The 14619-nt window shown below is 70.8% G+C and carries 11 protein-coding genes; 6 read left to right on the top strand and 5 right to left on the bottom strand.

Going from position 1 to position 14619, the window contains the following annotated elements:
• The first annotated feature begins 52 nt into the window (after positions 1-52).
• The 4 genes from ACGFIG_RS24590 to ACGFIG_RS24575 are packed head-to-tail and all read left to right on the top strand — an operon-like array spanning position 53 to position 5441.
• Positions 53-1993, top strand: a complete 1941-nt coding sequence (locus tag ACGFIG_RS24590; RefSeq protein WP_393006606.1) for an ABC transporter permease — start codon at positions 53-55, stop codon at positions 1991-1993.
• The gene (locus tag ACGFIG_RS24585; protein ID WP_393006604.1) at positions 1990-2745 is read left to right on the top strand and encodes an ABC transporter ATP-binding protein; all 756 of its coding nucleotides are present in this window, start codon (positions 1990-1992) and stop codon (positions 2743-2745) included. The genes ACGFIG_RS24590 and ACGFIG_RS24585 overlap by 4 nt, the downstream gene beginning before the upstream one ends.
• Positions 2742-3482, top strand: coding sequence for an ABC transporter ATP-binding protein (locus tag ACGFIG_RS24580; protein WP_393006602.1), 741 nt, complete (start codon positions 2742-2744; stop codon positions 3480-3482). Before ACGFIG_RS24585 ends, ACGFIG_RS24580 begins: the two co-directional genes overlap by 4 nt.
• Before the next feature lie 12 nt (positions 3483-3494).
• On the top strand, positions 3495-5441 hold the full coding sequence (locus ACGFIG_RS24575) for a GMC family oxidoreductase N-terminal domain-containing protein (RefSeq protein ID WP_393006600.1): 1947 nt from the start codon (positions 3495-3497) through the stop codon (positions 5439-5441).
• A 5-nt stretch (positions 5442-5446) separates the two neighbouring features.
• Here the strand turns inward: ACGFIG_RS24575 and ACGFIG_RS24570 are convergent, their stop codons facing one another.
• Both ACGFIG_RS24570 and ACGFIG_RS24565 read right to left on the bottom strand, forming a co-directional pair.
• Complete coding sequence (locus ACGFIG_RS24570) at positions 5447-7594, bottom strand: 3-hydroxyacyl-CoA dehydrogenase NAD-binding domain-containing protein (protein WP_393006598.1); 2148 nt, start codon at positions 7592-7594, stop codon at positions 5447-5449.
• A gap of 12 nt (positions 7595-7606) precedes the next feature.
• A complete protein-coding gene (locus ACGFIG_RS24565) occupies positions 7607-8821 on the bottom strand; it encodes an acetyl-CoA C-acetyltransferase (protein WP_393006596.1) in 1215 nt (404 codons plus the stop codon).
• Between the two features lie 184 nt (positions 8822-9005).
• Between ACGFIG_RS24565 and ACGFIG_RS24560 the strand changes: the two genes are divergently transcribed.
• Both ACGFIG_RS24560 and ACGFIG_RS24555 read left to right on the top strand, forming a co-directional pair.
• Positions 9006-10202, top strand: coding sequence for a TetR/AcrR family transcriptional regulator (locus tag ACGFIG_RS24560; RefSeq protein ID WP_393006594.1), 1197 nt, complete (start codon positions 9006-9008; stop codon positions 10200-10202).
• Positions 10203-10350: 148 nt separating this feature from the next.
• Complete coding sequence (locus tag ACGFIG_RS24555) at positions 10351-11517, top strand: TetR/AcrR family transcriptional regulator (RefSeq protein WP_393006592.1); 1167 nt, start codon at positions 10351-10353, stop codon at positions 11515-11517.
• Between the two features lie 12 nt (positions 11518-11529).
• Here the strand turns inward: ACGFIG_RS24555 and ACGFIG_RS24550 are convergent, their stop codons facing one another.
• The 3 genes from ACGFIG_RS24550 to ACGFIG_RS24540 all read right to left on the bottom strand — a co-directional run bounded on the left by ACGFIG_RS24550 (position 11530) and on the right by ACGFIG_RS24540 (position 14607).
• On the bottom strand, positions 11530-12747 hold the full coding sequence (locus ACGFIG_RS24550; protein ID WP_393006590.1) for an oxygenase MpaB family protein: 1218 nt from the start codon (positions 12745-12747) through the stop codon (positions 11530-11532).
• A gap of 269 nt (positions 12748-13016) precedes the next feature.
• Positions 13017-14111 (bottom strand): NAD(P)-dependent alcohol dehydrogenase, encoded by a 1095-nt coding sequence (locus tag ACGFIG_RS24545; RefSeq protein ID WP_393006588.1) that lies wholly within the window; start codon positions 14109-14111, stop codon positions 13017-13019.
• Between the two features lie 25 nt (positions 14112-14136).
• Positions 14137-14607, bottom strand: coding sequence for a DUF4334 domain-containing protein (locus ACGFIG_RS24540; protein ID WP_393006587.1), 471 nt, complete (start codon positions 14605-14607; stop codon positions 14137-14139).
• Positions 14608-14619: the final 12 nt, after the last annotated feature.

Below are 14619 nucleotides of genomic sequence, written 5' to 3'. Positions count from 1 at the left end.
GCCGCACGCCGTCGCCCACCGTCCACATCCGGGCCAGCACAAGGAATCGACCATGGATCAACTCCTGTTGTTCGTCACGCTCGGCTTCGCCGGCGGTGCGGTGTACGCCGTGATCGCCGCGTCCATCGTGTCCCTGTACGCCGCCACCGGGGTCCTCAACTTCGCGCAGGGCTCCCTGGCCCTCTGGGCGGTGTGGGTGGTGGCCGAGCTGCGGCAGAGCGGCACGCTCGTGTTTCCCGTCGGCTCGGTGCAGCTCAGCTCGCAGCCGCTGCCGGCCTGGCCCGCTGTCGCGCTCGGCGTACTCAGCGCGGCCGGGCTGGCGTTCGCCGCGCACTGGCTGGTGTTCCGGCCGCTGCGCACCGCTCCACCGTTGTCACAGGTGGTCGCATCGGTCGGGCTGATGCTGGCGATCGCTGCGCTGGTTCCGCTGCGCTTCTCGACCGACGGCGTGCTCGCGCCCGCCCTGCTCACGGACCGGACGTTGTCCGTGGGCGGCACCGTGGTCAACGTCAGTGACCTGCTACTGCTGGTCGCGGCCCTGACGGTGGCGGTGGTCCTCTCGGTCTACTTCCGGTTCACCAGGTTGGGCGTGGCGACCCGGGCCGGAGCCGAAGACGAGCTGGCCGCCAGACTGACCGGGTTGTCGCCCGACCGGCTGGCCAGCGTCATGTGGCTGCTCACCGGTGCGGCGACGTCCCTGGTGGCGGTCCTTGCCGCCCCGACGCTCGGCCTCGACCCGATCGGCTACATGTTCTATGTCCTGCCGGGGCTCGCCGCCGCCCTGCTGGCCCGCCTGACCTCGGTCATCATCGCGTGCCTGGCCGGTGTGGGTATCGGCGTCCTCCAGTCGGTGCTGCTGTTGTTGAGCAGCTTCGATGGTTGGCCGGTCTGGGCCCAGGCTGGCCTCGGCGACGTGGTGCCGTTCCTGCTCGTGATCGTCGCGTTGGTCGTCCTGGGGCGGCACATCCCCGCACGGGGCGCGTTGGGCACGGTACGCATGCCGGCGGTGGAGCTGCCCCGACGGCCGTTGCCGGCCGCCGTGGCGCTGGCCGGGGCGGCGGCCCTGGCCGTCGGCCTGACGTCGGGCAGCTGGCGGTTCGGCGTCGTCACCTCGATCATCATGGCGCTCATCGCGCTTTCGCTGGTCGTGCTCACCGGCTATCTGGGTCAGATCTCGCTCGCCGCGATGGCCTTCGCCGGTACCGCCGGCTTCCTGCTGTCCCGCGCGACGATGTCCTGGCACATACCGTTCCCGCTGTCGATCGTGGTCTCGGCCGGCGCCGCCACGCTCGTCGGTGTGGTCGTCGGCCTGCCGGCGCTGCGGGTTCGCGGGGCGCAGCTCGCGGTCGTGACCCTGGCCGGTGCCGTCGCCCTGCAGCAACTCGTCTTCGCCAACCCGGCGCTGACCCCGTTCGAGGGCAACCTCATCGCGGACCCCACCCTGTTCGGCTGGGATCTGGCGGTACGCCGCGGTACCGACCTGACGACCTCCGCGTTCGCGACCACGGTGATCGTCATCGTCGGTGTGCTGACTCTGGCCGTCGCCCGGATCCTGGCCGGCGCCACCGGCCAGTCGTTCCTGGCCGTCCGGTCCAACGAGCGGGCCGCGGCAAGCGCCGGCATCAACGTGGCCCGCGTCAAACTGACCGGCTTCGCGCTCTCCGCGTTCCTCGCCGGTGTCGGCGGATGCCTCATCGGCTACAGCCGCTCACAGCTGTCGGTCGAGTCGTTCAACATAATCGTGGGACTCAGCGTCCTGTGCATGGCCTACGTCGGCGGGATCACCCGGATCAGCGGTGCGCTCATCGCCGGACTCGTCGCCCCCCTCGGCGTGCTCTACACGCTGCTCAACGGCACGCTCGGCCTCGGCCGGTACTACACCCTCATCGCCGCCTGCGCCCTGGTCGTGACCGCCGTACTCAATCCGGCGGGTATCGCCGGCGGCGCCACCGGCCTGCTGCGCGGACACACCCGCCGGGAGGTCACCTCGTGAGTGAGACCCAGCCGCTGCTCACCACGACCGGCCTGACCGTCCGCTACGGCGGCGTGGTGGCCAACAACGACATCAGCATCCAGGTCAACGAGAACGAGGTCGTCGGGCTGATCGGCCCCAACGGCGCCGGCAAGACCACCTTCGTCGACGCCGTCACCGGATTCACCCCGGCCCAGGGCACGATCAGCGTGGCCGGACGACGGATCGACCGGCTCGCGCCCCATGAGCGCCGCCGTACCGGCCTGGCCCGGACCTGGCAGGCGGGAGAACTCTTCACCGACCTGACCGTGCGCCAGAACATCGCGATCGCGTCCGGCCGGGGACCCCTGCACAACCTCTGGAGTGACCTTGTCGGTCGTCGCCAGCCGGCCCACGACGTCGACGGCGTGATGGAGATGTTCGGCCTGCACGCGATCGCCGATCACCGTCCTGACGAGCTGAGCCTCGGCCGGCAGAAGGTCGTCGGTGTCGCCCGAGCCCTCGCCGGCGCCACTCGCGTCCTCCTGCTCGACGAACCGGCGGCCGGGCTGGACACCGACGAGAGCACCGAGTTCGGCGGCCACGTCCGTGCCATCGCCGCATCGGGCCGGGCGGTGCTGCTCATCGAGCACGACATGAACCTCGTCGCCGACATCTGCGATCGCGTGTACGTCCTGGACTACGGGGCCGTCATCGCCTCCGGAACACCGGGTGCCGTGCTGTCCGACCCGGCCGTGCGTACCGCGTATCTCGGATCGGAGCTCGTGCCGTGAGCGATGTCCTGAGTCTGCACCGCGTCACGGCCGGCTACGCCGGTGTCCCCGCCGTCCGGGAGCTCGACCTCCACGTCGGCGAGGGCGAGGTCCTCGCCCTGCTCGGCCCCAACGGCGCGGGAAAGACCACGGCGCTGCTGACCGCTGCCGGGGTCATCCGGCCGATGGACGGTACCGTCACCGCATTCGGCCGGCCGCTGCGTGGACGGCTGGAGCAGAACGCCCGCGCGGGCCTGATCCTGGTGCCTGACACCCGAGGGGTGTTCCACAACCTGTCGGTACGCGAGAATCTCGCCCTCGCCCGAGGGTGGCGCGCCAACCTCGGGCATGCCCTCGACCTCTTCCCCGCCCTGAAACCACTGATGTCGCGTCGGTGCGGTCAGCTGTCCGGCGGTGAGCAGCAGATGCTCGCCATCGCCAAGGCACTGGTCTGCCGGCCACGGGTCCTGCTCATCGACGAGATGAGCATGGGTCTGGCCCCGATCGCCGTCCAGGCCCTGCTGCCCGGCATCCGTGCACTGGCCGACCGGCTCGGTGTCGGCATCGTCCTCGTCGAGCAGCACATCGATCTCGCCCTGTCCATCGCCGACCGGGCGATGGTGCTGCACCACGGCCGAGTCGTGCTCACCGGATCCGCCGCCGAGCTCCGCGCCGACCGGCGCAGCGTCGCCGAGGCCTACTTCGGTACCGCCCCCACGCCTGACGCCGGCCACTCGGAAACCCACCCACCGCTCTGAAACGGAAGAACCATGGAACTATCTGCCAAACAGCGCGCTGCCCTGGCGAGCATCTGCGACACGTTCGCACCAGGCGACGGGGCCGACCTGCCGCCGGCCAGTCAACTCGGCGCCGTCGAGATCATGGCCGCGCTGGTCCTGCACAACCCTCGCGCCGCCGAGGTCAAGCAGTTCCTCCGGCTGCTGGACCTGTGGGAGTCCCCCGCCACCCGGCTGGTCCTCGGCGGAGGCGCACGGCGCTTCTCCCGACAGACCCAGCAGCGCCGCGAGCAGATGCTGCTCGCCCTGGCCAACTCCGGCGTCACCCGCAAGCGGGCGCTCTTCCAGGCCCTCAAGGGCGCCGCCACCCTGTCCTACTACATGGCACCCGGGCCGACCGGTCGATCGCCGGTGTGGCAGGCCATCGGCTACCCCGGTCCGCTCGGCACCAGGACCGACGCCCCCGAGCCCGTCCTCGCTCCGCTCCGCCCGACCGAGGCGACCAGCCTGGACTGCGACGTCGTCATCGTGGGGTCGGGTGCCGGCGGCGGTACCGCCGCGGCCGTCCTCGCCGGCCGTGGCCTGGACGTGATCGTCGTGGAGAAGGGCGGGTACTACGACGATCGGGACTTCGACGGCGGGGAACTGTCCGGACTGTCGCGGCTCTACGCCCCGGGCCCGGCGGCCACCGCCGAGGGCCAGCTGAGCATCCTCCAGGGCCAGTGCCTCGGTGGCGGCACCGTCGTCAACTACACCACGTCGTTTCGCACCCCGCCACGCGTACGCGAGGAGTGGGCCGCGCTCGGCGTGCCGCAGTTCGCCACGGACGAGTACGACACCTGCCTCGACGCGGTGTGGTCCCGGCTCGGCGTCAATCGCGACCACGGCCGGATCTCGTCCCGGGACGCGCTCATGGAGCGCGGACTGGCCAAGCTCGGCTGGCACGTCGACGAGATGCCCCGCAACGTCGACGGCTGCGACACCGGGATCGAGTGCGGGCGGTGCGGCCTGGGCTGCCGCATCGGCGCCAAGCGGTCCGCGACCAAGACCTGGCTCGTCGACGCCCAGGCCTCAGGCGCACGGCTCGTCGTCGGCGTCGACGTGCGCACCGTCACCGTCAAGGCCGGCAGGGCGACCGGCGTCGCCGGCCACACGGCCGACGGTAACCCGGTGACCATCCGCGCCCGCGCCGTGGTCGCCGCGGCCGGCAGCGTGCAGACGCCGGCCCTGCTGCGCCGCTCCGGCCTCACCAACCCGAACATCGGCCGGCACCTGCACCTGCACCCGGCCACCGGCGTCTGGGGCGTGTTCGACGAGGAGGTCCGGCCCTGGGAGGGCGGGATGCAGACCCGGTACTCCACCGAACACGCCGATCTCGACGGTCGCGGCTACGGCGTCATCTACGAGACGGCCGCCACCAACCCCGCCACCGCCGTGTCGTTCATGAGCTGGAGGGGCGCCCAGGCCCACCTGGACCAGATGCGGTCGCTGCCGAACCTCAGCGGGGTCGGCATCATCACCCGCGACCGCGACAGTGGACAGGTCAAGGTCGGCAGCGACGGCGAGCCGGTGGTGCACTACCGCCTCTCGGCGTACGACGCCGCCCACATGCGGGCCGGTATCGAGGGCGCCGCCCGTATCGTCGAGGCGGCCGGCGCCCGCAAGCTGTTCTCCGGGCACCAGCGCGGCAGGATCTGGGAACGCGGACAGGGCTCCATCGACGACTTCATCCGGCACACGGACACCTTGGGGACCGCACCCGGCCAGATCGCCATGGCCGCCCTGCACATCATGGGCGCGGCCCGCATGGGCGGCAGCCCGGCGACGTCGGTCGCCGGGCCCGACGGCACCACGTGGGAGGTCCCGAACCTGGTCCTCGCCGACGCGTCCACCTTCCCGGCGTCGTTGGGCGTCAACCCGATGATCTCCGTGGAGGCCATCGCGTACATGAACGCCCAACGACTCGCCGCCGGACTCTGACCGACCTATTCGAACCGCTCGCCCCGATCGGCCTTGGTCAGCAGTAGCTGGGGCGGGCTGAACCGGTCGCCGTAGCGCTCCGCGAGCACCCGCGCGCGGGCGACGAAGCCCGGCAGCCCGCCCTCGTACTGGTTGATGTACTGCAACACACCGCCGGTCCAGCTCGGGTAGCCGATGCCCAGGATCGAGCCGACGTTGGCGTCGACCACCGAGGTCAGCACGCCCTCCTCGAGGCACCGCACGGACTCGATCGCCTCGATGAAGAGCATCCGCTCCTTGAGGTCCTCGAAGGGCGTGTCGAGGTTCGTACCGCCGAAGTTGTCCCGCAGGCCCGGCCAGAGCCCGACCCGCTTGCCGTCGCGGTAGTCGTAGAACCCGGCGCCGCCCGAGCGTCCGGGCCGGCCGTACTCGTCGATCATCCGGTCGATGACGGCGTCGGCGGCGTGCGGCTCCCAGGTGCCGCCGGCGGCGACCGTCGCCGCGGCCGTCTCCTGCCGGATCTTGCGGGGCAGGGTGAGGGTCAGCTCGTCCATCAGCGCGAGGACCGGCGCGGGGTATCCGGCCTGGCTACTGGCCTGCTCGATCGTGGCAGCCGGGATCCCCTCGGCCAGCATCGCCACGCCCTCGTTGGTGAACGTCCCGATGACCCGGCTGGTGAAGAAGCCGCGGCTGTCGTTGACGACGATGGGCGTCTTGCGGAGCCGGCGTACGACGGCCAGGGCCCGCTGCACCGTGGCCTCGTTGGTCCGCTCGCCGCGGATCACCTCGACCAGCGGCATCTTGTCCACCGGCGAGAAGAAGTGCAGCCCGACGAACTCCTCCGGCTTGCTGACGCCCTCGGCGAGCACGGTGATGGGCAGGGTGGACGTGTTGGAGGCGATGAGCGCGTCCGGCGCGACCTGCTCGATCTCGCCGTACACCTTGTGCTTGAGCGCGGGGTCCTCGAAGACCGCCTCGATGGCGAGGTCGACGCCGGCCAGGTCGGCGAGCTCCTCGGTCGCCTGGATCCGGGCCAGGATCGCATCGCGGTCGTCCGGGGTGGTCGTGCCCCGGGCGACGGCCTTGTCGAGCAGGCCCACCGAGTAGGCCTTGCCGCGCAGCGCGCCGTCGAGGGTCACGTCCTTGAGCACCACCTGCATCCCCGCCCGGGCGCACACGTAGGCGATGGCGGCGCCCATCATGCCCGCGCCGATCACCGCCACCCGCCGCAGCGGCGGATGCCCCTCACCGACCTCCCGCGAGTTGGCGGTCTGCACGTCGAAGAAGAGCGCCTTGATCATGTTCTTGGAGATCTGGCCGGTGGCCAGCTCGATGAAGTACCGCCCCTCGATCGTGAAGGCGGTGTCCAGGTCGACCTGCGCACCCTCGACGGCGGCGGCGAGGATGCTGACCGGCGCGGGATAGGGCGCACCCTTGAGCTGCTTGCGCAGGGTGGCGGGCATGGCCGGCAGCTGGGCGGCGAGCGCCGGGGTGGCCGGGGTTCCGCCCGGGATCCGGTAGCCCTTGCGGTCGTAGGGCTGCGTCGCGTCGGGGTTCGCGGCGATCCAGGCGCGGGCGGCGTCGATCAGGCCCGCCGCGTCGGCGGCGAGCTCGTCGACCAGCCCGTGCGCGAGTGCGTCCTGCGGTCGGCGCCGCTGGCCGCGCAGCAGCCAGTTGGTCAGCGCGTCGATCACGCCCAGCAGCCGGACACTGCGCACGACACCACCGCAGCCCGGCAGCAGGCCGAGAGTGACCTCGGGGAAGCCGATCTCGATGGCCGGGTCGTCGACCACGATGCGGTGGTGGCAACCCAGGGCGAGTTCCAGCCCGCCGCCGAGGGCCGACCCGTTGATGGCGGCCACGACCGGACGACCGAGTGTCTCCAACCGGCGCACGGCGTTCTTGAGCGCGCGGGTGTCGGCCTCGGACGCCTCGGCGTCGGCGGGCGCCAGCCGCAGCAGGGATTCCAGGTCGCCACCGGCGAAGAACGTCTTCTTGGCCGAGGTGACGATCACGCCGGCGATCTGGTCGCGCTCGGCCTCGAGCCGGTCCACGGTCGCCATGAAGCTCGCGGTGAACTCGTCGTTCATCACGTTCGCCGAACGCCCGGGATGGTCGAGGGTGAGCAGGACGACGCCGTCGTCGCCGTGTTCCCACCGGATCGTGTTGACCATTCGTCTGACTCCTCAGATTCGTTCGATGACGGTCGCGATGCCCATGCCGCCGCCGACGCAGAGCGTGGCGAGCCCGTAGCGACCACCGCGCCGCTCCAGTTCGTCGACGAGGGTGCCGAGGATCATGGCTCCGGTGGCTCCCAGCGGGTGCCCCATCGCGATCGCACCGCCGTTGACGTTGACGACGTCCATGCTCAGGCCCATGTCGGCGACGAAGTGCAGGACCACGGCCGCGAAGGCCTCGTTGATCTCCACCAGGTCGAGGTCCTCGACGCGGAGGCCGGCCTTGGCCAGCGCCTTGCGGGCGGCCGGGGCCGGGCCGGTGAGCATGATCGTCGGATCGGCGCCGCTGAGTGCGGTGGCGACGACACGCGCCCGCGGGGTGAGGCCGGCCGCCGTGCCGACCGCCTCGCTGCCGAGGACCATCAGGGAGGCGCCGTCGACGATGCCGGACGAGTTGCCCGCCGTGTGCACGTGGTTGATGCGCTCGACCCAGTGGTACTTCTGGAGCGCCACCGCGTCGAAGCCGGCCTTCTCCCCGATGCCGGCGAAGGAGGGACGGAGCGCGGCGAGGCCCTCGGCGGTCGAGTCCGGACGGATGTGCTCGTCGCGATCGAGCACCACCAGTCCGTTGCGGTCCCGCACCGGTACGACCGAGCGGTTGAAGTAGCCGTTGGCCCACGCCTTCGCGGCCCGGGCCTGCGACTGCAGCGCGTAGCCGTCGACCACGTCGCGGTCGTAGCCGTCGAGGGTCGCGATGAGGTCCGCGCTGACGCCCTGCGGCACGAAGTTGGTGGTGAAGTTGGTCTCCGGATCCAGCGCCCACGCTCCGCCGTCGGAGCCCATCGGGACCCGGGACATCGATTCGACGCCGCCGGCCAGGACCAGGTCCTCCCAGCCCGAACGCACCTTCTGCGCCGCGATGTTCACCGCCTCCAGGCCCGAGGCGCAGAAGCGGTTGAGCTGGACGCCGGCCACCGTGTCGGGCAGGCCCGCGGCGATGGCGGCCGTCTTGGCGATGTCGGCGCCCTGGTCGCCCAGCGGGGACACCACCCCGAGCACGATGTCGTCGATCAGCGCCGGATCCAGGCCGGGCATCCGCCGCAGGGTCTCCTCGATCAGACCGGCGACGAGCGAAACCGGCTTAACCCCGTACAGCGATCCGTTCGGCTTCCCCCGGCCGCGTGGTGTGCGCAGCGCGTCGTAGATGAACACCTCGGTCGTCATGGCCAAGCTCCTCGCCACTCACCCCAATGCGAATTCCGCCTAACTTTCGTTGAGTTCGCAGCCGCTTGTCAAGGAGCTCCCACGCACGAAGCACGCTGGCCGCCATCGGCCTCCCCCGCGCACGGCGAGCGGAAAGACCGACGGCCACCGAGGCGTCATCGCGAGGGGGCGCTAACGTGTAGGGGTGCGACCAGCAGCGAGCGGTGTGGGCCCCGTAGCGACGAAGCGGCCGAAAGACCGCAAGGACCGCATTGCGCTGGCCGGTGCCGAGCTGTTCTGCGAGCGGGGCTACCACCGGGTCTCCGTCGACGAGATCGCCGCCGTCGTCGGCATCAGCGGCCCGGCCGTCTACCGGCACTTCCCGAACAAGTACGCGATCCTCGTGCACGCCACCCGGGAGGTCGTCGGCGCCCTGCTCGCCGCGACCGCCGAGCCGCAGGCGGGCACCACCGAGGCAGTCATCGACGAACTGCTGGGCACGATCGCCGGAATCTCCGTGAACAAACGGCGCGTCGCCGGGCTGTACCAGTGGGAGGGCCGCTACCTCACCCCCGAGCATCGGCGGGAGTTCGCCGCGACCCTGGCCACGCTGGTCGGCCGCCTCGCCGGGCCCCTGCGCGAGCTGCGGCCCGAACTGACCGCCGGGCAGGCGGAGCTGCTGGTGAACGCGGCGCTCAGCGCCTTCGGCAGCGTGACCACCTACCGTGCGGCGGCAACCGGCACCGACACCGAGAAGCTGCTCACCCGGGTCGCCTGGACCCTGCTGCGGGCCGACGCGCCCCAGTTGCCGCCACCGCGGCGCGCGACGCCCGGCACCGCGCCGGTGCGCCCGGCGTCGCGCCGCGAACTGCTGCTGAGCGAGGCGATCCGCCTGTTCCACCACCACGGCTACCATGCTGTCGCCGTCGAGGACATCGGGCGCGCGGCCGGCATGCAGGCCTCCAGCGTGTACCGCTACTTCCCCAGCAAGGCCGACCTGCTCGCTGCCGCCTACTACCGCGCCACCGACCGCCTCGCCGGCGCCACGACGGCGGCGATCGCCGAGGCGAGCGACCCGGCCGACGCCCTGCGCCGGGTCGTGCAGGCCTACGTCGCCTTCGCGTTCGGTCAGAGCGACCTCGTCGCGGTCTACCTGGCCGAGAACAACAACCTGCCCGACGAGGACCGCCACCAGCTGCGCGGGGCGCAGCGCGCGCACGTCGAGGAATGGGTGCGACTCGTCGGTACGGTCCGACCGGACCTTCCCGGCGCCGACGCACGTGTGCTCGTGCACGCCGCGCTCAACGTGGTCACCGACATCGGCCGGCTCGGCCGCTTCGACCGCACCGAGGGCTACGACGCCCAGACGGCCCGTCTCGCCCTCGCGGTGCTACAGGCCTGACCGGCGGTCGACCGCCCGCGCCTCCCGCTGCCGGAAGCCTTCGGCATCGACCGTGCGTGACCTGGTGGTGACGTCGAGGGCTGCGATGGTGCTGTGATTGACTAATACTCATGGTCCTGCGCCCGCCCACGTCTGATCGAGTCATCTGGTGACCTCCGGGCCGACCTCGGCCACCCGACCTCGCAACCGCAAGCAGATCATCGTCGAAGCGGCCGGCCAGGTGTTCAGCGAGCGCGGCTACCACGGGGCCTCCATGGAGGAGATCGCCGCGGTCGTGGGGATCAGCGCGGCGGCGTTGTACCGGCACTTCCCGAACAAGTACGCGCTGTTCGCCGAGTGCGCGAACGTCATCGTCGACAAGCTCGTCGAGGTCGTCGACGAGTGGCCGCCCGAGGCGGCCCTGCGGGACGTGCTCGTCGCCCTCACCCGGGTGACGGTCTCCCACCGGGCGTCGGGTGGCCTCTACCGCTGGGAGGCCCGCTACCTCGAGCGCGAGGACCGCCGGCTGCTCCGGACGAAGTTCGCCCACGTGGTGGGGCGGGTGAGCGAGATGGTGCGGCGCGAGTACCCGCTGCCCGACGAGCTCCTGCGGACCGTGGCGGCCCTCGGGGTGATCGGGTCCGTCACGATGCACCACACCTCGATCGCCCAACGCCGGATCGAGGATCTGCTGCTGGCATCCGCCATGCGCGTGGTCGCCACCGATCCGGCGGCGGTGGTCACGAACACCCCGGGCCTGGTCGAACTGCCCGCCCAGCCCGTGCCGCGCACTCGGCGCGCGGAGATCCTGGCGGCGGCCGTCCCGTTGTTCGCGCGGGACGGATTCGCCAACGTCACGAACGTACAGATCGCGCAGGCGGTGGGGCTCGCCCCGTCCGCGCTCTACCGGCACTACCCCGGCAAGGTCGACATCCTGGTGGCCGCCTGCCTGCAGGCGGCGGGACTGCTGGCCCAGGCGGTGGACCGGAGCCTTCATCAGGCGACCGATCCGCGGCAGGCCCTGGTCGCGCTGGCGGCGACGTACGTGGCCTATTGCTTCGAGCACAACGCCCTCAACAGTGTCGCCGAAGCCGAGGTCGCCAGCCTTCCGGCCGACTTGCGGCGCCCCTTGATCGTCGCGCAGCGTGAGCACATCGCCCTCTGGGAGCAGCAGTTGCGGACGGTCCGTCCGGAGTTGGACCCGCGACAGGCCCGGCTGCTGGTCCACGCGGGGTTCGGCGTGGTGGTCGAGGCCGGGCGCGCCCTGCGCTGGCAGGACACGCCCGGCCATCGGAACGCCGTCACCGCTCTGGTGACCGGCGCCCTGACCTGCTGAACGGAGCGCCGGTCAGGCGCCGGGGCGGTTGTGGGTCGGGATGGTGATGGGGGTGTGGCTCGCCGAGGTGCCGTTGTTGAGGAACAGCATCGCCAGGCCACGGATGAACTTGTCGAACATGGAGAAGGTGCCCGGCATGACCGGCGACAACCCCTCGCGGAACATGACGAACGTCGGCCACGCGGTCTCGATCACGCCCCGCGAGACGAAGTCACGCGGCAGCCTCAGCCAGTTGCCGATCTCGTCGCTGAGCACGTAGCGCGAGAACTCGCGCTGGAACCCCTTGGTGATGCCCAGGTCGGCCGACGAGGTCAGGTTCAACAGGATGTCGGCCAGGTCGATGCCCTCCCGCGTCGGCGCGAGCAGCGGCGTCAGCGCGTACTCCGACTGCTCGTACGCGGCGGCCCAGGTAGCCGGGATGAACTCCTGCCGCACGCCCAGCAGGTACAGCGCGACCTGCCACATGTGCAGGAAGGCCTCCTCCTCCGCGGCCGAGATCCGAAGGCCGAAGCGGCGCCACTCCGTCAGCTTGCGGTGCACGTAGGTGCCCAGGCTGTGGAAGGTGATCAGGATGTCGCCGTTGCTGATCGGAATCGGGTGGTCCGTGACCCCCCGCCACGCAGCCGACTGCGGCAACAGGTGCCGCACCGCGGCGTGCGTCAGGCGGGTCTTGGTGGAGGTGGTGATGAACATGCCTGACGGCTTGAAGGCATCGGGCGCGTTCAGGTCGTAGCCGTACGTGAAGGTCTTGGCCGCGCGCGACTTCATGTCGGCGCCGCCCTCGGACCAGTAGACGTTGCGGGCTTCCCGCGGGATCACCGTGCTCATGATTCCGCTGCCCAGGCCGTAGAGCACGAACAGGTACAGGCTCATGCGCTTGTTGAAGGCGGCGGCGCGGTCCAGCTTGGCCTGGTCGGCCCAGGCCGGAAGCTTGTTGTGCATACGCAGGTAGTTGGTGAGCGCGGGGGGCAGCCCGGCGGGGATCGCGTCGCCGTTCTTGATGTACGACTTGAAGGCGTTGTTGACCGCCGGGATCTGGCCGTTGTCGAGCAGCGAGACGAGGAGCGGGTCGGTGTCGTCGTCCCAGACGTCCCACGGGTCGGTGACCGAGTTGGTCCCGGCGATCGAGTTGGCGGACGACCACGCCCACGCCTTGGGCGTCTCCGTCACGGCTACCAGACCCAGCGCAGCACCGAGGGTCAAGATGCCTCTTCTGCTGAGATTTTCCATTCAGCACCACTTCCCGGTCGGCCGGACATCGCCCTGAACACCGGCCCGTAGAGGCGATACAGGCAGGTTTCGAGTTATCCGGGCGTGTGATTTTCTATTAACATAGAGGAGCTTGACTCTGCCGGCAAGAGGTCATCTTCGATACGAGATCACCTCCACCCGAGTCCCGGGAGGAGGGTGCCGCCCGGCGGCCCGGAGCAGGTCGACAGGGGCGGCTGGCTGCGGCGGACGTGATCCACGCGGATGGCCGGCCGATCCGGCTCTGCCCGTCAGCCGAAGGTGAGGACAGGCTTGATCGCGGTGCCGGCACGCATGCCGGCCACCGCGTCACCGATGTCCTCGAAGGGGAAGGTGGCGATCAGCCGGTCCAGCGGGAAGAGCCCGCGCTGGTGAAGATCGACCAGCTCGGGGATGAGGCGCGCCGGGTCCGCGTCGCCCTCGATCACGCCGTGCACCCGGACCCCCTTGGTGAGCAGGCTCATGACGTCGAATGAGACCGTCGACCCGATGCCGACAAGGGCCAGGTCGCCCCGGGGACGCAGGGCTGCGACGGCCAGCCCGAGCAGCTCCGGTCGGCTGGTGGTGTCCACGACGTGGTGTACGCCGCCGCCGGTGAGGTCACGCACGGTGGCGACCAGGTCGTCGGCTGCCTTCGGATCCAGGGCTGCCTTCGCGCCGAGCTCGACAGCCAGGGCGCGCCGCGAGGCGACCGGTTCGATGACGATGACCGGGTCGCAGCCCAGGACGACCGCCGCCATCAACGCGCTGAGCCCGACCCCGCCGGCACCGATGACGACCAGGGAGTTCCCCGGCTCGGGGCGCAGCCGGTTGATCACCGTGCCCGCCCCCGTCTGCACACCGCAGCCCAACGGCGCGGCGACGACGGCCGGCAGGTCGGCGGGCACCCGGATCGTGTTGCGCTCATGCGCGAGCGCGTACGTGGCGAAGCTGGACTGGCCGAAGAAGCCGCCGTGCACGGGGGCGCCGTCGCGCGACAACGGCGTGCTGCCGTCGCCACGGCCGCCGGAGGTGTTCAGGCTCCGCTGGGAGTCGCAGTAGGCCGGCTGGCCGGCCGCGCACTGCTCACACGATCCGCAGCTGTTGAAGGTCAGGCAGACGTGGTCGCCCGGCGCGAGACTGGTGACCGCCACGCCGACCGCCTCGACCACACCGGCCCCCTCGTGGCCGAAGACCATGGGAGTGAGCCGCCGGGGCCAGATCGCCTGCATGCTGAGGTCGGTGTGGCACAGGCCTGCCGCGGCGATCCTGACCAGCACCTCGTGCGGCCGTGGTGCTTCGAGGTCCACGGCCTGGATGACGAACGGCCCGCCCGGGGTGTCGGTGACGGCTGCCCGGATCCGCATGACGAACTCCTCCGTGCGACCTGACTCAGGCGACGCGCTCGAGAACGAAGTAGAAGAACGGGCCCTCGGCGGCGAATCGCTTGCCGTTCATGATCCCCATGAGGGTGTGCTCGTCGACCCGCTTGAAGTGGTCGAAGACCGGCTGTCCGTCGTAAACCATCGTCGCGGTCGACTCGCCACGGAACTCGACGGTCCACAGGCTCGCCTCGCCCTTGCCGAGCACCGTGTTGGAGTACAGCTCGCCCTTGTCGTTCCGGCAGATCAACGGCTTGGCGTCCTGGACGGTGACGAAGGTCTTGCCATACCACCCCGCCCGGTCGAGCTGCCCGTTGAGGGGGTGTCCCGTGACGAACTCACTGCCCTTCCACTCGCCGAGAATCTCCTCGGGGCGAACCGTGTCCAACGCCGCCCAGATCTCGTCGAGTTCGGCGGCGGAGACCAGGCCGTCCTCCCCGCGCAGCTCGGAGAAGCGGGCTCGGGCCCTGGTGGCGTCCATCATGGCTTCCTC

Origin of the sequence: Micromonospora sp. NPDC049048, assembly GCF_043197615.1 — a bacterium.
GTDB lineage: Bacteria > Actinomycetota > Actinomycetes > Mycobacteriales > Micromonosporaceae > Micromonospora.
Note: the sequence above shows the minus strand (reverse complement) of the source record. Positions and strands in the feature narration are given on the sequence as shown.

Coding starts and splice junctions, on each gene's coding strand:
- ACGFIG_RS24590 (WP_393006606.1), top strand. CDS start 53: ATGGATCAACTCCTGTTGTTCGTCACGCTCGGCTTCGCCGGCGGTGCG.
- ACGFIG_RS24575 (WP_393006600.1), top strand. CDS start 3,495: ATGGAACTATCTGCCAAACAGCGCGCTGCCCTGGCGAGCATCTGCGAC.
- ACGFIG_RS24570 (WP_393006598.1), bottom strand. CDS start 7,594: ATGGTCAACACGATCCGGTGGGAACACGGCGACGACGGCGTCGTCCTG.
- ACGFIG_RS24565 (WP_393006596.1), bottom strand. CDS start 8,821: ATGACGACCGAGGTGTTCATCTACGACGCGCTGCGCACACCACGCGGC.
- ACGFIG_RS24550 (WP_393006590.1), bottom strand. CDS start 12,747: ATGGAAAATCTCAGCAGAAGAGGCATCTTGACCCTCGGTGCTGCGCTG.
- ACGFIG_RS24545 (WP_393006588.1), bottom strand. CDS start 14,111: ATGCGGATCCGGGCAGCCGTCACCGACACCCCGGGCGGGCCGTTCGTC.
- ACGFIG_RS24540 (WP_393006587.1), bottom strand. CDS start 14,607: ATGGACGCCACCAGGGCCCGAGCCCGCTTCTCCGAGCTGCGCGGGGAG.